Raw genomic sequence first — 17,456 nt, 5'->3', positions numbered from 1 at the left:
GTTTTGGCCGCATCGGAGTCGGTACTGAGCACTGTTACCAGCGCCTTGGCCTTGGGCATCATTGCGTTGTCGATATCGTTCTGGCTGTCGAGCGGGCCGTTGAAACCTGGGGTGGTCCCGAATACGTCGGGATCGCCTCCGCCAATCGTGGCGGTGTAGGGGGCCAGGCCGTGAGCCATACCCTGAGCTAGTCCGGGGCTGATTTCGCCCAGTGTGTGGGTACCTCCGGAGATGCTGTTGGATAGTTTGCTCAGTTCACCGCCGTGGTCAGCGACGTAGCTGGCGTAAGCGCGGGCAGTCTCACCTGACATTCGTGCATCTTCCAGGCTCACCCCCGGCCCGGCGTGCGCCGAGTCGCCGGTCCAACTCACCAGGCTGCCTGCGGCAAGACCCAAATCGGGGAATTGGTGGTGGGTCAAATCTTTGAGGAACTGGTCGTTTCGGTGACTATCGGTTGCGGTGATGATGTCGTGCGCTGCGATGTGGTCGCGGCCGGTCGCCGTGAATATGTTCTGCAGTTCCTTATCGACGGGAGCTAGAGCAGTGTGGCCGCTTTCATTCTCGTAGTGCAAGATGTCGGCGCCGCGCTGCAGCAGTTTGTGATCCAGTTCGGTGCCTCGCTGAAAGCCTTGATCGCCATCGATGAGCACTTCGGAGAGGCGGTTGAGGTTCCCCACTGAGGGGTCCACGTTGTAGGTTCCGGGCGGGTAGTTCGGGGTGTAGGGCGGCCGGGATTCGTTCAGCAGATTCTGAACCGAGGTGGGCAGCTTGTCATACCCTCCCGTCGTGAGTTCGGTGGTGGAACCCTGTGCGCCGGGGCGTAATTCGGTCTTTGCATAGCCGTACTGATTCGAGCCCATCATCTGCAGCGCGTTACCGATAATGCTCTTGTTGTTGCCCAAGCGTCGCTCGGCCCGGTGAATGTCCTCTACGGACATCCCATTCATCTGCGCCTGTAGCTGCCCCAATACCTGCTGCTGCGAACGCGTCAACTGCACCGGCCTACCCGCATCACGATCCGCGATCTGCTCGGGGCTCAGGATCGATGCCGCCTGGACGCGTGCCCTCTGCTCTTCCGTGGCGGTACCGGCGAGAACGTCGTGGACATCGCGTTCGGCTTGTTCGGGGCTCCCCTCGGCGATTTGTTTCTCGGCCATGGTGTGACCGCCGGTGCCCTCGTCGAGTACGCGAGCCAATGAGTCGTCCAACATTTCGCCGCGCGCAACGAGGCCCGTCACCCGCTGATGAAGTTCCTTCAGTTTGTCGATGACCTTCTGTAATTGGTCTTTGTTCAAACCAGTGATGTCCGGGGGTGTCACCGCGTTGGTCTTGGGATCGATGTCCACCTTCGGAGGAGCGTCAGCGTATGCCAAGAAGGAGCCGATGTCGTCAGCCAGCGCTTGCGACTCTCCATAGGCCTTGTTGGCATGCATCGCCACATACATCGCCTCAAACCCGGAGTTCTCGAAGCGTCCGGCCGAGCGCTTCATCGCGTCCCTCGCGGCGTCGCCGGCATCACCCTTCCAGGTCGACATATCGATGATGGCCTGTACCTTGTCCGCGGCCTGCTGACTGGCATCGCCCCGTTTAGATGCGGCATCCGCGAGTGCCTTTATCTGTGGTGGCCAGTGCTGCAATTCGTCGAGCGTCATCCTCATAGTTACTCCCCCTAGACCGTGCTGCCGGGTCCGGCTTGTTCGATACCCGCACGATTGAGCTCGTCCCGGTTCACGAATTTGACCGCCGACGCCTTGTGGTTCTCGCCGTGACTACTGAGCTCTGCGTGATGGTCTGCGGTTTCCTTCTCCCACTCGGAAATGCGGGTGCCCAACGCGTTGGCGGCGCGCCCCGATCCGAAACCGGCCTGCGCATCGGTCAATGCGCGATGGGCGGCATCGTGTGCGTCCTTCAGATCGGAGGCGTGCGTGTGGAGTTGGTCTCCATGAATCTGCAGTTCGGCCGGGTCCACATGTAAGTGATCACCCGATGAACCCGAAACGCTCGCCATGTCTGACTCTCCTCGCCCGTACGGCATGCATGCCCCTAATACAAAGATCCGACGGGGTGGGGCCGCGTTTGGTTCCATGTTTTTTTGAGTGATTCGCGGAGCACCTGCGTGCGGTATGCACTCGGCGCGCACATGTCAACCCTTGACCCGCCTAACTTATCGCTGATAACTTAACGCCGTTATCCTCTGGTGGAAGGCGTTGCGATGCTGGAACCTTTGGCTCGATCGGTTATCGCGGCACCTCGCCTCGTACTCGGTGCGGCACTGCTCATCGCCATCGCGGCCGCCATCTTCGGGGTACCGGTGACCAAGCATCTGGCCGCTGGCGGACAGCAAGACCCCAATTCCGAGTCCGCGTATGTGACGCGAGTTCTCACCGAGAAATTCGACATCAGCGACCAATCCCTGGTCTTCATGCTCACCAGTGATCAGGGAGTCAAGAGCCCGCAGATGCGCGCCGTCGCAGCCGATCTAGAGCGCCAGCTCAAAGACTCCGGTGAGGTGCTCAACCTGACCTCGGCGTGGACGGCTCCGCCGCAAGTCGCCGATGATCTCTTCGGCACCGACGGCAAGTCGGGCTTGATCGTCGCCGGGCTGACCGGGGGTGAGAACGACGCCCAGAAGCACGCGGCGATTCTCATCAAGTCGCTCGCCGTCGACCGCGACGGAGTCTCGGTCAAGGCCGGCGGCGTCGCCACGCTCTACAACCAGATCGTCACGCAGTCCGAGAAGGACCTGCTGGTTATGGAATCGATCGCGATTCCGATCAGTTTCGTGGTGCTGGTCTGGATCTTCGGCGGTCTCTACGCGGCCTTGCTGCCCCTGGTCGTCGGGGTGTTCTCGATCGTTGGGGCGATGTCCATCCTGCGCGGCCTGACATATGTCACCGACGTGTCGGTGTTCGCATTGAACCTGGCTGTCGCCATGGGATTGGCACTCGCCATCGACTACTCGCTGCTGATCATCAGTCGCTATCGCGAAGAGGTGAACGCCGGCAAGCCGCGCGACGAAGCGCTGGTACTGACCATGACCACGGCGGGCCGCACCGTGCTGTTCTCGGCGCTGACGGTCGCCCTGGCGCTGGTGGCACTGATCCTGTTCCCGATGTACTTCCTCAAGTCCTTCGGGTACGCGGGTGTCGCAGTGGTGTTCGTCGGCGCCATTGCGGCTCTCGTCATTGTGCCCGCGGTCGTCACGCTTCTTGGCGATCGGATCGATGCCCTGGACGTACGCCGCCTCATTCGTAAGATCCTGGGCAGGCCGGAACCCACGGCCAGGGAGATCACCGAGACCTTCTGGTACCGAAACACCAAACGGGTTATGGCCCGCGCGATTCCGATCTCCATCGTGATCGTCACGGCATTGGTGGTTCTGGGCCTGCCGTTCCTCAACGGAACCTTCGGGTTCCCGGATGACCGGGTGTTGCCGGCATCGGCCTCGGCGCATCAGGTCGGCAACGAGATGCGCCGAAACTTCAACAACAACAGCTCGACCAATCTGTCCGTCATCGCCGAGGGCATCGGCACGGTGCCACCGCGGGACATGGACGAGTACGCCACGGACCTCTCGAAGATCGAGGATGTCAAGGAAGTGGCCGCGCCCACCGGTGCGTTCATCCGGGGCATGAAAGTCGGTCCGCCCTCGAGCGCAACCGGGATCAAGGACGGGGCAGCACTTTTCACGGTCCAGACCGGGGCCAAGCCCTACACCGAAGCCGCCGAGCGTCAGCTTGACGCCATCCACGCCCTCCCCGGTCCGAGCGATACCACCGTCAAGATCGGTGGGGGAGCCCAACTGGACCGCGACGCCGTCGACGGCATTGTGCATAAGCTCCCCCTGGTACTGGCCATCATCGCGATCGTCACCTTCGCGCTGCTGTTCCTGCTGACCGGGTCGGTGATTCTGCCGCTGAAGGCGCTCGTCCTCAACGTGCTGTCGCTGACGGCGACCTTTGGCGCGCTGATCTGGATATTCCAAGAGGGACACCTGGGCGGATTCGGGACCGAGGTCACCGGCACGATTGTCGCCACCATGCCGATGCTGTTGTTCTGTATAGCGTTTGGGCTGTCGATGGACTACGAGGTGTTCCTCATCTCGCGGATCCGGGAGTACTGGATGGCGTCCGGACACACGCGCGCAGACAACGACGAGGCCGTGGCGCTCGGGGTGGCCCGCACCGGCCGGGTGGTCACCGCGGCGGCGATGATCATGACCATTGCCTTCGCCGCACTGATCGCCGCGCAGGTGGCGTTCATGCGGATGTTCGGCACCGGACTGACCATCGCGATCGTGGTCGACGCCACCATCATCCGGATGCTGCTGGTGCCCTCGTTCATGCGAATGCTCGGACGCTTCAACTGGTGGGCACCCAAGCCCTTGGTCAAACTCCATGAACGAATCGGATTCAGTGACTAAGCGTCAGCGTTCCTCGCGCGGGGAAGGAGACCAACTGCGCGACGAAATCATTGATGCGGCAATCGATCTTGTCCTGGAAGCCAAGGAGCTACGTGCCCCCTCCATTCGCGAGGTTGCGCGCAAGATCGGGGTGACCCCGCCGTCGATCTATCTGCACTTCGCGGACAAGGACGAGCTGATGGACGCGGTCTGCGGGCAGTACTACCAACGGCTGGACGACGAGATGCTGACCGCGGCGCTGGACCAGCCGACCGCGCTGGAGCGTTTGCACGCGCAGGGCATGGCCTACGTGCGCTTTGCCGTGGCAACCCCGCTGATGTACCGGCTGGCCACCTCGGCGCCGCCCCGTGATGACAGTGAACTGGACGAGACGATGGTCAGTGCGGCATTCGCGCACTTGCACAAGGGAGTCCAGGAACTCGTGGGAGAAGGTTTCTACCCCGACGGCGACACCGTGGTGATGGCGTTGCAACTGTGGACCGCGGCGCACGGGGTGGCCTCGATGCTCGTCACCAAACCGTATCTGCCCTGGGGTGATGCGGAAGACTTCGCCGACAACGCGTTACGCGTCGCCTGTCTGGGGCAGGCGGTCAGCGACGTCGACCTGACCGGCGTACTGCCGCGTCAGAAGTAGAGCCGCACCGAAGCCAGCGTGCCCGGTGCCGCCGAGTTGTCGGAGAACTCGAAGAGCCCGACCCCGCGCCGATCGCCCAGGCGCACGGTGGCCGATACCGAAGATCCCGCGGCCAACAGCTTGTCGACGGCCAAAGAACCTGTTGCCGAAGCGAACTCGGTCAGCGAGGCCTCGGCCACACCGTCGAGCGAGAGGGTGGCTTCCGGGGAGAGCAGTGTGGTGACCGTCTGGATGTCCCGGGCCGTCAGCGCGGCCGCCAGTTCCTCGACGCGCTGCTTGCCGGTCGCGTGTACGCCCTTGAGTCCACGCATGAATCCCAGCACGCCATTGAGGCCCTGGTTCTTCAGCAGTTGTGGCCCCAGCTTGGCGCTCGCGAGCAGTCCGTCGCCACCGGCACCCAAGAGCTGGCCGATCATGGCGCGCAGTTCCCAATACGCGAACAACCGATCGATCTTGAGTGAGGAGGCGGGCCCGTCCTCGACGAGGTCATAGCGCAGATGCATCGGGATGTGCATGGTGACGCCGGTGGACATGGTCGTATGAATCGTCAGATCGCGTAGTACCGACATCCCGGCGACCACATCGTTTTCGACCTCGAACACGATCGTGTTGGGCGCGATGAAGGTGTCGTAGAACTTGCTGATCGCGGCCTCACCGATATGCGGCCGTGAGCCCACCGGATCATTCACCTGGCCGTAGGTGGCGAACAGGCCGACCCAGGTGTCCTTGTCGTGTGCACCGACAGCAGCTGGCGACGCCTGAACGGTCGCCAGCAGCTCGTCGGCAAAGGGTGCGCTGGACACTGGGCTTTTAGGACAGTGCCCCGAGCACCGCGTCGTAGTCGGGTTCCTGAGCGATCTCGGGCACCAGCTCGGTGTAGGCGACATTGCCGTCGGCACCGATGACGACGATCGCGCGGCCCAGCAGCCCGGTCATCGGGCCGTCGGTGATGACGACACCGAAGTCCTCGCCGAACGTGCTGCGGAAGGCCGACGCGGTGCCCACGTTCTCGATGCCCTCCGCGCCACAGAAGCGCTTCTGGGCAAACGGCAAGTCCTTCGACACACACAGCACCGGCGCGCCCGCCTCGGCGGCGCGCTGGTTGAAGGTCCGCACGCTGGCCTGGCAGACGGGGGTGTCGATCGAGGGAAAGATGTTGAGGATCACCGGCTTATCCCGGTACTGGTCGCTGGTGACGGGGCCGAGATCGGCGCCTACCAGCTCAAATGCCGGGGCAGGAGAGCCGACAGCGGGAAGCTCGCCGACCGTGTTGATGGGGTTTCCGCGCAACGTGATCTGTGCCATGGCCCCAGTGTTCCAGAGTTGGGTTATCGCTGGGGTGGTGGGGTGGGAGCTAGTTTGGGTGGTTGGTGGGGGCTAGTCGACGGGGCTAGGTTGGATGCCATGGCGACGCCTGTCAGCTTCGACAACAGATTCTTCTCGGCAGTGTGGTCTGCCATCGCACGCCGGGAACCACCCGGGATCAAGGAGCTGCGTGCCGAGAATCTGCGGGGGCTGACGGGACACGTCCTGGAGGTAGGCGCGGGTATCGGCTCGAACTTCCCGCTGTATCCGGACACCGTGACCTCGGTGACGGCGCTCGAACCCGAATCCAGGCTGCGTCCGCAAGCCGAGGATGCTGCCGCGGCGGCGTCGATTCCGGTGACGGTGACCGCCGGTGTGTTCGAGGACCTCGCCGTCACAGGTGAGGATCGATTCGACGCGGTGGTGTGCTCGCTGGTGTTGTGTTCGGTGGGTGACCCCGACCGTGCCGCCGCGCAGGCGTTCGAGGTACTCAAGCCCGGTGGCGAGGTGCGCTTCTTCGAGCACGTCGCACATGGGGGTGCGCTCGGATTGGTGCAGCGCGCGGTGGACGTGACTTTCTGGCCCCGATTGTTCGGCAACTGCCATACGCACCGGGACACGCTGGCCGCGATCGAACGGGCGGGATTCGAGATCGAGGGGCAGCGCGACGACTGGCTGAAGGTATTCGGTGTCCCCATGCCGTCCTCATCGATCGTGATCGGACGCGCGGTCAAACCCGCCTAGAGCATCTGCGGGTCAACCGAATTCGACGACGGTCATTGCCGGCCTTATCCGGTCGGACAAGGGCAGGTCGTAGAACAGCGGTGTGGCCAGCTTCAGGAAGTTTCCGCGTCCGGCAGGCATCCGCACCTCACGCACCGTGCGCACACCGTCCAGTGCCCGCAGCTGCCCGTACTGGTGGGCGGTGAAGGAGAACGGCATCGGCGGCACCGTGTAGTGCTCGCTCAGCTTCCAGCCGCGCCGCTGCGAGTACACGCTCATCAACCAGGGGATGGTGTCGAAGACCATCCACCCGCCGGGAAATCGCTTAGCGCAGGCGGCGATGAGGTCGAACACCAGGTCGCGTTCCAGGTACATCAACAGCCCCTCGGCGGTGATCAGGACGCCGTTGGAGTCGTCGACCTGGTCCATCCAGGAGTGGTCGAGTGCGGACTGTGCGATGTATCGGAGCCGATCCGAGGGCGGAAGCAGCTGCTGGCGCAACCGCACAATGGGTTCCAGGTCGACGGACAACCAGGTCAGCTCGCCGTTGTCGATACGCCAGAAACTGGTCTGCAGTCCCTCGGCGAGCGCCACCACGGTGGCCCGCGGATGATCGGCCAGATATTCGTTGGAGACGTTGTCGAATGTCAACGCCCGCAGGGCAATTCCCTGGTGCGTGCGACCGAAGTGGTGGTAGTCGTAATCCAGGCTGTCACGCAGGACGATGGCCATCGGATCTTCGAGCACACCGTCGGGCCGGCTCGCTTCGGTCGCTCGTTGATTCAAGGTGATGAGCGCGGTTTCGGACACCCCGTCGAGGTGGCGGGCATCGATGGCAGCCATGCACGCCACAGTACTAGCGAACGAGTTTGTGCAACGTTCTCAGGTTGCGGGTGGTCGTCGTCGACTTGTACCGCTTCTTACCCATCGTCTTGCCGATGGGGCTGGCCAGGGTCTGTGACTTGGGCACCTGCCAATACAGCACACCGTCGCCGGCGGCGATGCGTTCGCTGTCGTCGAGCTCGCCACCGAGGGCGGCCAGCTCGGAGAGCACCGCGGGGTCGCTGCAGAACATCACGTAGGAGTGCACGCCCTCGATCTCCGGCTCCCACGGGAACGCATCGATGATGCTGCTGATCGTGCCCACGTCGTACACCAGCACCCAGGCCTCGTATCCGAAGCGATCGCAGAGTACCCGCTGCAGCCGTTCCTTGACCGCGGAGGCGGATTCGGCTGAGTCCAGCAGCACGTTTCCGCTGGCGAGAATTGTTGTGACACCGGTAAATCCGTCGGCCTCGAGAGCATCTCGGACATCGGCCATCTTCATCGTGATGCCACCGACGTTGACTCCGCGCAGCAGGGCGGCATATCTGGTCATGGCTATCCGAACTGTAGGAGCGTCATGGACGGGCGAGTCCGGCGCAGAAACCCGCGATCAAGGCGCTTGGAGTTGACGAATTTCCAGATTCCGCGCCCGGGATGCAGCGGTATGTCGATGGCGGCCGTCACTCCCGGAACGGAGATGAGCGTCTCGCCTTCATCGGGTGTCAGCGCGAACGGCATGGGTGGGGCCACGTAGCGGTCCGACAACGTGAACCCCTGCAGGGTCCGCCTGCTGAACCAGTGCGGGATGTTGTCGAACATCATCTGTCCGCCGGGAAAACGCTTGGCGCAGGCCTCGATTAGCCCAAGCGATTCCTCCGGTTGCAGATACATGAGTAGCCCCTCGGCCGTGATGAACACGCCGTCTGAGCCGTCGACCCGATCCATCCAGCTCAGGTCCAGGGCGGACTGGGCCAGCTCGACAATCCGTTCATTCTTGGGCAACAGCTTGCTGCGTAACTCCATCACCGGTGGCAGATCGACGGAGTACCAAGTGAATTGGGCTGTGGATTCCGCGCCGCCCAACCGCCAGAAGCTGGTTTGCATGCCTTCTGCGAGTGCGACAACCGCCGCCCGGGGATGCGTCGCGAGGTACACGCGGGCCTGTGAGTCGAAGGCCCGGGCCCGCAGGGCGTGGCTCTGCGACGGGCGGCCGAACTTGCGATAGTCGTACTCGATGGCGTCGAAGAGCTCTGCGGCCAGCGGATCCTGAATCACACCGTCCGGGCGTTTCGCCTCGGTGCCGCGGTTGTGCAGTGTCCACAGGGTGGTCGCCGAGACGCCCTCCAGGCTGTCTCCGCTGATCCGCGATGAACCACCCGGGCGAAGAGGGGCAGACTCGGTCATGAAGCTGATGCTAGTGAAATGGTGCGACGATCGGTCTGTCCCATGGTTAGGCTGACGGGTATGACCGATTCGAAGGCGAGCGGCGACTCGGCCGCGGACGATGCCAAGCGCAGGTTCCGCGAGGCACTTGACCGTAAAAACAACAAGGCCAACGCCGCCGCCGACAACAAGGACACCGCCAGCAAGCCGACCCATGCACATGGCCGGGCCGGCTCGCATCGCGAATTCCGTCGTAAGAGCGGCTAAGCGTCTCGCCTCTGGTTGGCCAGCCCCCGGGCGATGATCAGCCCGGCCAGGGCAACCACCCAGCACGTAAGGCCAAAGCCCTTGAGTCCCCAGACGACTGAGGCCAGGGTGAACCCGCCGGCGGTCATCAGAGCTATCCCGACGACGGCACTGCGCGTACCGGGCTGCGCGACGTAGCCACCGTCCCAGCCGGGCAGAGGGTTGTTTTCCAGCGGTCGCAGGGCCAGGAAGAGCCCGGTCACCAGGACGGCCATCGTCGCCACCTGAAGCACCGACAGCACGATGAAATCCGGTGCCGCGGTGTTGTATCGGGGGAATCCGAGGAAATCGAACACCAGGTGCATGCCCAGCAGCGCGGGCATGTGCCAGAGGTACAGCGTCATCGCGCCCGAGTTGCCGATGGCCACGGCCCACCACACCCGAGGGCGCTGAGCCCATCGATTGATGGCCGGCATCGCCGCGATGGCGAGTGCGGACAAGACGATTGCGTGCCCGGCCAGTACCAGCGAGGGCGGAATCATGTTCGGCACCTTCTGCCCGGCCACGCCGACCAGACTGATCGTGTACGGCCCGGACGTCACCAGCGCGATGTTGACTGCGAATACGGCTGCGGCCAGCATCAATGCGGCTTTCTGGGTGATCAGCTGCCGGCGGTACCCCACGCCCAAAACCGCCGGCAGCAGCCACACCACGAAGTTCACGTATCCGATGCCCTTGGGCGCGTCCAGGCCCAGCCGCAGCACGTCGATGGCGGCGATGCCCAGATAGATTCCCGCCAGCGCGGTGAACATGCTCCGTGTCGTCGTGATGCGGGCCAGCAGCGGAACCGCCGCCAGTACCAGTACATAGGCGCCGAGGAACCACAGCAGCTGGGTGCTCACACCGGCGACCGGCTCATAGACGTGTAGCGGCAGGATCTGCCGAAGTATCAGCAGGGCCACCGCCCAGAAGCCCAGGTAGTAGAACACCGGGCGGTACAGCCGGGTGCAGCGATGCATGAGCCAGGACCCCCAGCTGGTGCCCGGCTTCCAGGAGCCCACGCTGGCCGCGACACCTGCGAAGAAGAACAGCGGCATGATCTGGAAAACCCAGGTCAACGCCTGGAAAACGGGGCGGCCGTTGAGCAGGTTGCCCCACAGCAGCACACCGTTGTCGATGGCGCTCACCGCCATGATGGTGTGCCCAAGGACCACACCGACCAGTGACACGATTCGGATCACATCAAGCGCGCGGTCGCGCGTTGCCGGAGTAGCGGCACCCACCTCGTTGGCGGTGGGCAGGCCCAGAGTCATCGTCATGCACCTAGCGTCGTCGAGCGCCGATCACCAACACAGCGCGTCGCTACGCGACCTCGCTAGGTAGTTTCCCCTGGGCCTCGCGAGTAGGACTAGGTGTGATGTCCAGGGAGGTTGGTCAGTCTGGTGATGGGTGGCTGGCCTCCGATTGCGGAGTGGGCTCGGTGGTGATTGTAGAAGTGCAGCCGGTCCGGCAGGGTGATGTTGCGCTGTTGGGTTGACTCGTAGAACCGTGCGTAGGTCCAGCCGTCGGCCAGGGTGCGGTGGAATCGTTCGATTTTGCCGTTGGTTTGCGGTCGGTAGGGGCGTGTTCGCTTCGGGGTGATGTGCAGTTCGGCGCAGGCCTGGCGCCAGGCGTAGGACCGGTAGGCCGCTCCGTTATCGGAGAGGACGCGCTCGATAATGACACCGCGCCCGGCGAACCAGGCCACTGCGCGGTGCAGCACACCGACTGCGGTGGCGGCTTTCTCATCGGTGCAGATCTCGGCATAGGCGAGTCTGGAGTTATCGTCGATCACGGTGTGTACGAATGCTTTTCCAATTCTGGGGCGGTAGTTGTTCGCGGGGTCGCCGCGCTCACCGGTGTGGTGGCCCGTGGCGATGGCATTGCGTTTGCTTTGTTGGCGGCTGAGGAACTTGTGGCCACCGCCGTCGGGGATGTTGGCGAATTTGGTGACGTCGACGTGGATCAGCGATCCGGGATGGGGATGTTCGTAGCGGCGCAGCGGTTCCCCGGTGACCCGGTCGATATGTGAAAGTCGGTTGATCCGGCACCGTGTCAACACCGCGTGCACGGTGGAGGCCGCCATCCCGAGGCGCCCGCCGATCTGCATCGGCCCGAGCCGCCCTCGCCACCGCAGGTTCACGATCCGGCGCACCGTCTGTGGCGCTGTTTTGGTGGGGCTAACGCGCGGTCGTGAACTGCGGTCAACCATCCCGGCCTGGCCCTCGGAGCGGAACCGATCGGCCCACTTCCTGGCAGTTCGCGGGGCGACCATGAACATCTTGGCCGCCGCCGCATAGGTCCAGCCGGACTCAACAACGAGCCGGGCCAACCTCAATCGAGCGCGCGGGGTTAAAGCAGCGTTAGCGTGGGACATGAAGGCCTCCTGGTTGGTGAAGCGGTTCCTAGACAGCTCCACTTCACAACCAGAGGCCTTCACCTATCACACAGGCTCACCAAAAACGACCGGAACAACCTCCCTGGACATCACAACTAGCCGCCGAGAGCGGCGATGAGGTCCTTGATCTTGGCGGCTTCGTCCTCGGTGACGGATTCCTCGGACTCGACTGCCGTCAGGAATCCGACCTTCAGGCCGGCGCCATTGGCGGTTTCCTGCGCGGTGAGCCGTGCCCGCCGGCGCGCGGTGTAGAGACGTTGGCCCAATGTCGCGCTGGGGCTGTTGGCCGCGTCTTTCATGAGATCGTCGTATCGGTGGCGCACGCCGCTCAGCGCGACGATGACTGAGGGCGTGACGCGGCTGCGGCCGGCCGCCTTTGAGATCGCGCCTTCGAGCTTTCGCAACCCGCTCAGGACGACGCCAACGCGTTCGCCGTACTCGGGGTCGGTGGGTTCGGGCAGGGTGTCGATGGCGGAGGCGTACATGTGCACCGCCGCATCGACGAGGCTGACAATGACTGGGGCTTCTCCGTCATCCGGCACGACTTCAGGCACGACCCATCGACTCCTTCTGAAAAGACCGGTAACGACCCCGGAGTAGGCAGGGGCCGCCGACAACTTAGCGCCGATCCACGGCCCGGACAACCCTTATCGGATGAACGGTTTCTGGCCCGAGCGTCTAGGTAGGGCGTGCGAACTGTGCTGTGCTACCTATTTTTTCGGCACCGCAGCTGTGGTCATGGGGTGTAGCGGCAACAGATCTTGATTAGCCGGTGGTCGCCGGCGCCGCGGTTTCTTCTCGGCGTGGGCGTTCTTGCCAGATGACCGCGATCAGGCAGAGCGCCGCCAGGGCGGCCACCGCGAGCGCGAACGTGATCCCCGCGGTGCGTAGTCCCCACGCATGCGCGGCCAGGCCCTCGCCGATGACCGGCAGGGCGATTCCGATATAGGCGACGACGAAGTAGCTGGAGGTCACCTCCGCGCGATGGTCCTCCGGCGTGCGGTCGGCGATGGAGGCCAGTCCGCGGCTGAAACTGATGCCCTGCCCGATGCCCACCACCACCGCGCTGGTCAGGTACCAGGGCAATGACGACGTGTGCAGGGCCACCACCACGAGCAGCATCCCGGTCAGCAGGATTGCGCAGCCAAGGATCAGTGCCTTGGCCGCAGGCACCTGCCGGATGAGAATCTGTGCCACACAAGAGGATCCGAATGTGAGGAAGACGCTTGCACCGGCGACCGCGTGGTTGTCGATGCCGAGCACCCCGGACAGGAATCCGGGGGCCACAGCCGTGAAGGAGCCGAGGGCCGCGAATCCGGCGAAACCCGCTGTCGCTGCGGCCGCGAATGTCGCACGTACCTGGGGAGGTAGCGAAAGACGTTGCACACCAAGCGTTCCGTGTTGCGGCGCGGTCTCCGGTGCCATGAGCAGAGCCACTACGGCGATGGACACGAGTCCGATATGGACGATGAACGCCAGATGGGTGGGCCAGGGCGCGTACTGAACGAGGATGCCGGCCACCAACGGTCCGAGCCCAAGGCCACCGGTGTTGGCGATGGTGGCCACGGCGGCCGCTCGTCCCCGCCATTGTTCGGGTGCCGCCTCGATGACGGCGACGGTAGCCGCGCCGGTGAAGAACCCCGCGGACAGCCCCGAGACGATGCGGGCGATCAGCAGCAGCGGAACCGAGTCGACGAACAGGAAGATGACCGAGCTGAGGATGGCGAATCCGGCGCCGGTCAGCAATAGGGGGCGACGGCCCAGAACGTCGGACCAACCGCCGAACAGCAGCAGCGCGAACAGCACGCCGGCCGCGTAGGTGGCATACACAACGGTGGTGGTGAGCACGGAAAAGTGCATCTGCTGCGAGTACAGCGCATACATCGGCGTCGGCATGGTGGTGCCGATCATGACCGCCGAGAAGCTAAACGCCAGCAGGATGAACGCGGCCGAACGGCGCAGACGGGCAATCACAACCCAATGTAAGTCACGGGCGGGCCCGTCTCATTCCGCCCGGATCATTGGGCGATCGCCTTTTCCGCGCCGATGCCCGTCAGGGAGCGCACCTCCATCTCCGCGTTCAGCCCCGGGTTGCCCTTGTCGTTGGAGGTCAGTGTCCCGACAATGCCGAGCACGAAGGCCAGGGGAATCGACACGATGCCGGGATTGGCGAGCGGGAACCAGGCGAAGTCGGCGCCCGGGATCATCGCCGTCTTTGCGCCGGAGACAGCGGGGGAGAAGACGATGAGCACGATGGTGGAGATCAATCCGCCGTACATGCTCCACAGCGCGCCGCGGGTGTTGAACCGTGCCCAGTACAGCGAGAAAACGATGGTCGGCAGATTGGCCGCTGCCGCGACCGCGAAGGCCAGTGCCACCAGGAACGCGACATTCTGACCGTTGGCCAAGATGCCGAGCCCGATCGCGATGACACCCAATACCACTGCTGTGATCCGTGACACCCGGACCTGTTCCCCTTCAGAGACGTTGTGGTCCTTGATGACTGAGGCGTAGATGTCATGTGCGAATGATGCCGATGCGGTGATCGTTAGTCCGGCCACCACCGCGAGAATGGTCGCGAACGCCACCGCCGAGATGACCGCAAGCAGGATCACCCCGCCTAGCTCGAAGGCCAGCAGCGGTGCAGCCGAGTTCTGGCCACCGGCCGCCGCCAGGATGCGATCGGGTCCGACGAGTGCTGCGGCGCCGTAGCCCAGCGCCAGGGTGAACAGGTAGAAGGCGCCGATCAGTCCGATCGCCCACACCACCGATCGGCGAGCCTCCTTGGCGGTGGGCACGGTGTAGAAGCGCATCAGGACGTGGGGGAGTCCCGCGGTGCCCAGCACCAGCGCGAGCCCGAGCGACAGGAAGTTGATCTTCGATGTCAACGAACCGCCGTACTGCGCACCCGGGGCTAGAACATCGCGTGACGCAACACCTTTGGTGTGGCTGTGAGAAACGGCGTGCTGTGCGGCGCCGAGAATGTCGGAGACGTTGAAGCCGAACTTGGCCAGCACCGCGCCCGTCATGAGTGCGGCGCCGGTGATCAACAACACCGCCTTGATGATTTGGACCCAGGTGGTGCCCTTCATGCCGCCCACCAGGACGTAGACGATCATGAGCACGCCAACCACACCGATGACGATCGACTGGCCCAGTCTGCTGTGGATATTGAGAAGGAGCGCCACCAGACCTCCGGCACCTGCCATCTGCGCCAGGAGGTAGAACAGCGACACCGTCAACGTGGAAGTCGCCGCTGCCAGTCGCACCGGGCGCTGCTTGAGCCGGAAGCTCAGCACATCGGCCATGGTGAATTTTCCTGTGTTGCGTAGCAATTCGGCCACCAGAAGCAGAGCCACCAGCCAGGCCACTAGGAATCCAATGGAGTACAGAAAGCCGTCATATCCGTATACCGCGATGGCCCCGGCGATTCCGAGGAAGCTGGCGGCGGACAGGTAGTCCCCGGCGATGGCGATGCCGTTCTGAGGGCCGGAGAAGGCGCGGCCGCCGGTGAAGAATCCCTCTGCGGTCTTGTTACTGCCGCTGGCGCGGATGACGAGGTAGAGGGTGACGGCGACGAAGACGGTGAAGATCGCGATGTTGGTGGCCGGATTGCCGACGGTCTCGGCCGCCAGCGTCGATGGGGTGGTCATGCCTGTTCCACCTCGGCGCGGATGGCTGCGGCCCGGGGATCCAACTCGCGGTTGGCGAATCTGACGTAGAGGCCGGTGATGACGAACGTGGTGACGAACTGGCCAAGGCCCAGTACGAGTCCGACGTTGACGTTGCCGAGGAGCTTGATCGCCATGAAGTCGTGCGCGAAGGCTCCCAGCACCACATAGAGGCCATACCACACGAGGAAGACCGCGCTCATGGGAAAGACGAAGCGGCGCAATGTTTTCCGGAGTTCCTGAAATTCCGCGCTGCTCTGGATTTCCAGGGCTCGTTCGGCGGGCAGCTCGGCAGGATCGATGGCGGTCAACGCTGGCTCCTTATGGGTACCTGTCAGGGTGCTGGGAGAGCCTAATGAGAGCCGAGTCACGGCCGTGGGGTTTCTCGCGCTGGTTTGTTAGGTGTTCACCCGACCGGGCTGGGGTCCAGGGGCCCGGGGCTCACACGCTTCTGCGCGCCGACTCATCCCCGTACTGCTGGTTGACCGCGCGAAGGAACTTCTCCGCATCGGTGGGCTCGACCGGAGGCAAGTGGATGGTCTCGCTGACGATGCCATCCGGAAGACGCGGCTCGGAGCCGATGTCGGGAATGAAGTTCTTCAGGGCGCCGTCGGTGAAGGGCACGCCGGATTTGACCTGATTGTTGGCTACCAGATCGAACGCCCGCGTCATCGCTTCGCGCGATTCCTCGGGTAGTCCGGCTTTGATGGCGGCGATCTCGGTGGCGGATTTGCCATCGAAGGACTGTGCGAATTCGTACAGATACTGCAGCTGGTTGGACGGGATGGTGACGCTCTTACCCGCGGCGAGGTCCTTGAGCTGCCGATCGTCCAACAGCGATGCCGCGTTGACGCGGCTCAACACACTTTGATCGCGCTGGCTGTCCGCCTGGAAGTGCTCGCCGTCCCGATTTCCCTGTGTGGAGGTCAGCCCGCTGAACGGATTGAACGAGGCCGCCAGCTCATCGCAAATGGCGTCGATCTGGTGCTGGGCCTCCAGTTCGGCTGCCCACCACTTGTCGTAAGCCTTCCGCATCATGCGTGTGAACTTCACGGCGTTCTGGTTCGCCTTCTCGATGACCTCCGCGCTGGTGTGGGGCTGCATGATCCAGCTGGCGGTGAGGTCCTCGGCCACCGTGTAGCCGTGGTCGGTGGCCTCGTTGTACAGGTCCACCGCCTCGCGGCGATATTCGATCGACTGAAACTCCAAGGTGACCAAGGCCTTCGGGGCGTCATCGAGTAGCACCTGGGTGGCCAGGTAGATCGTCTTCTCGTCGCTGGCGGCGGTGTCCTGGATCGCGCGGGCGGTTTCACCGTCCCAGGGCAGGCCGCCGGGTCTGTCTATCGAGTGCTTGTAGTCCTGCGCGCGGTGCTGCAGTTCGGTGGCGGCGAGCATCGCCTGGCGCAACGGCACGATCGACTGTTCGGGGTGGTTGGTCAGCAACCTTCTCGCCGAGTACTCCGACTTCATTGCGGCCTCGACAGCGATGCGGCGGAAAGAATGGTCTGTCGCACGTATTCTTCGGTGTCCCCGAACCGGGCCTGTGCTTGCTCGGACAGGTCGGCCATGTTCACGCAGCGTGCCGCAAACATGCGCTGCAATTCGGGAATGACTTCGGTGACGAGTCGTCTCACTGCGGTCAGCGATGGGGCATCCCCGGCTTCGACCCTGGTCGGGTTGGCGGCCCGGCTGCATAGCTTGTGGGCCTGTTCTCGTAATTCCGGCGATAGCTTGCGCAACGCCTCTAGATCAACGTCCAATTGGCCTGACAGCGGCAGCCTCCCCGAACACTGTGATCTTGGTCGCCCA

The 17,456-nt window shown here is 63.7% G+C and carries 19 protein-coding genes; 4 read left to right on the top strand and 15 right to left on the bottom strand.

Annotated features, from left to right (window positions below; translation table 11 throughout):
- Positions 1–1,658 (bottom strand): hypothetical protein (locus tag B4383_RS05380; RefSeq protein ID WP_078289596.1); only part of this gene is annotated, 1,658 nt, incomplete at its 3' end.
- 11 nt (positions 1,659–1,669) lie between these two features.
- A complete protein-coding gene (locus tag B4383_RS05375; RefSeq protein ID WP_078289469.1) occupies positions 1,670–2,008 on the bottom strand; it encodes a WXG100 family type VII secretion target in 339 nt (112 codons plus the stop codon).
- 204 nt (positions 2,009–2,212) lie between these two features.
- Between B4383_RS05375 and B4383_RS05370 the strand changes: the two genes are divergently transcribed.
- Positions 2,213–4,423 carry an MMPL family transporter gene (locus B4383_RS05370; RefSeq protein ID WP_078289594.1) on the top strand — a complete coding sequence of 737 codons (2,211 nt, stop codon included), beginning with the start codon at positions 2,213–2,215 and terminating at the stop codon, positions 4,421–4,423.
- Positions 4,416–5,057, top strand: coding sequence for a TetR/AcrR family transcriptional regulator (locus tag B4383_RS05365; RefSeq protein ID WP_139360552.1), 642 nt, complete (start codon positions 4,416–4,418; stop codon positions 5,055–5,057). The genes B4383_RS05370 and B4383_RS05365 overlap by 8 nt, the downstream gene beginning before the upstream one ends.
- Here the strand turns inward: B4383_RS05365 and B4383_RS05360 are convergent.
- Entirely contained in the window at positions 5,048–5,860 is an 813-nt protein-coding gene (locus B4383_RS05360) for a nuclear transport factor 2 family protein (protein ID WP_078289461.1), read from the bottom strand. The two genes, B4383_RS05365 and B4383_RS05360, sit on opposite strands and share 10 nt — an antisense overlap.
- A 7-nt stretch (positions 5,861–5,867) precedes the next feature.
- Positions 5,868–6,362, bottom strand: a complete 495-nt coding sequence (gene tpx, locus B4383_RS05355; protein WP_078289459.1) for a thiol peroxidase — start codon at positions 6,360–6,362, stop codon at positions 5,868–5,870.
- A 99-nt stretch (positions 6,363–6,461) separates the two neighbouring features.
- Here tpx and B4383_RS05350 point away from each other — a divergent pair, with 99 nt between their 5' ends.
- Positions 6,462–7,106: a class I SAM-dependent methyltransferase gene (locus tag B4383_RS05350; RefSeq protein ID WP_078289457.1), complete on the top strand. Its 645-nt coding sequence runs from the start codon at positions 6,462–6,464 to the stop codon at positions 7,104–7,106.
- 12 nt (positions 7,107–7,118) lie between these two features.
- Here B4383_RS05350 and B4383_RS05345 read toward each other — a convergent pair whose 3' ends face one another.
- From B4383_RS05345 to B4383_RS05335, 3 genes are read right to left on the bottom strand one after another with little or no spacing between them, the layout of a single operon-like run.
- A complete protein-coding gene (locus tag B4383_RS05345; protein WP_078289456.1) occupies positions 7,119–7,928 on the bottom strand; it encodes a class I SAM-dependent methyltransferase in 810 nt (269 codons plus the stop codon).
- A gap of 13 nt (positions 7,929–7,941) precedes the next feature.
- Positions 7,942–8,463 carry a DUF1697 domain-containing protein gene (locus B4383_RS05340; RefSeq protein WP_078289454.1) on the bottom strand — a complete coding sequence of 174 codons (522 nt, stop codon included), beginning with the start codon at positions 8,461–8,463 and terminating at the stop codon, positions 7,942–7,944.
- A gap of 2 nt (positions 8,464–8,465) precedes the next feature.
- Positions 8,466–9,314: a class I SAM-dependent methyltransferase gene (locus B4383_RS05335; RefSeq protein ID WP_078289451.1), complete on the bottom strand. Its 849-nt coding sequence runs from the start codon at positions 9,312–9,314 to the stop codon at positions 8,466–8,468.
- Positions 9,315–9,374: 60 nt separating this feature from the next.
- On the opposite strand from B4383_RS05335, the gene B4383_RS05330 reads away from it, so the two are divergent.
- Positions 9,375–9,560, top strand: coding sequence for a DUF5302 domain-containing protein (locus B4383_RS05330; protein ID WP_078289448.1), 186 nt, complete (start codon positions 9,375–9,377; stop codon positions 9,558–9,560).
- On the opposite strand, the gene B4383_RS05325 is transcribed toward B4383_RS05330, so the two are convergent.
- The 8 genes from B4383_RS05325 to B4383_RS05290 form a co-directional block, all read right to left on the bottom strand.
- Complete coding sequence (locus B4383_RS05325; protein WP_078289446.1) at positions 9,557–10,858, bottom strand: acyltransferase; 1,302 nt, start codon at positions 10,856–10,858, stop codon at positions 9,557–9,559. The genes B4383_RS05330 and B4383_RS05325 overlap by 4 nt on opposite strands.
- A gap of 89 nt (positions 10,859–10,947) precedes the next feature.
- On the bottom strand, positions 10,948–11,955 hold the full coding sequence (locus tag B4383_RS05320) for an IS481 family transposase (protein WP_139360544.1): 1,008 nt from the start codon (positions 11,953–11,955) through the stop codon (positions 10,948–10,950).
- Between the two features lie 116 nt (positions 11,956–12,071).
- Complete coding sequence (locus B4383_RS05315; protein WP_078289592.1) at positions 12,072–12,461, bottom strand: hypothetical protein; 390 nt, start codon at positions 12,459–12,461, stop codon at positions 12,072–12,074.
- Between the two features lie 280 nt (positions 12,462–12,741).
- Entirely contained in the window at positions 12,742–13,950 is a 1,209-nt protein-coding gene (locus B4383_RS05310) for an MFS transporter (protein ID WP_078289440.1), read from the bottom strand.
- Positions 13,951–13,994: 44 nt separating this feature from the next.
- Entirely contained in the window at positions 13,995–15,629 is a 1,635-nt protein-coding gene (locus B4383_RS05305; protein ID WP_078289437.1) for a cation acetate symporter, read from the bottom strand.
- A complete protein-coding gene (locus B4383_RS05300) occupies positions 15,626–15,958 on the bottom strand; it encodes a DUF485 domain-containing protein (protein ID WP_139360542.1) in 333 nt (110 codons plus the stop codon). Before B4383_RS05300 ends, B4383_RS05305 begins: the two co-directional genes overlap by 4 nt.
- 130 nt (positions 15,959–16,088) lie before the next feature.
- A complete protein-coding gene (locus B4383_RS05295; RefSeq protein WP_078289435.1) occupies positions 16,089–17,117 on the bottom strand; it encodes a hypothetical protein in 1,029 nt (342 codons plus the stop codon).
- Positions 17,114–17,407, bottom strand: coding sequence for a hypothetical protein (locus tag B4383_RS05290; protein ID WP_078289433.1), 294 nt, complete (start codon positions 17,405–17,407; stop codon positions 17,114–17,116). The genes B4383_RS05295 and B4383_RS05290 overlap by 4 nt, the downstream gene beginning before the upstream one ends.
- Positions 17,408–17,456 lie beyond the last annotated feature (49 nt).

This window comes from Mycobacterium sp. D16R24 (genome assembly GCF_002013385.1).
Taxonomy (GTDB): domain Bacteria; phylum Actinomycetota; class Actinomycetes; order Mycobacteriales; family Mycobacteriaceae; genus Mycobacterium.
This window is presented reverse-complemented; position numbering and strand designations above follow the sequence as displayed.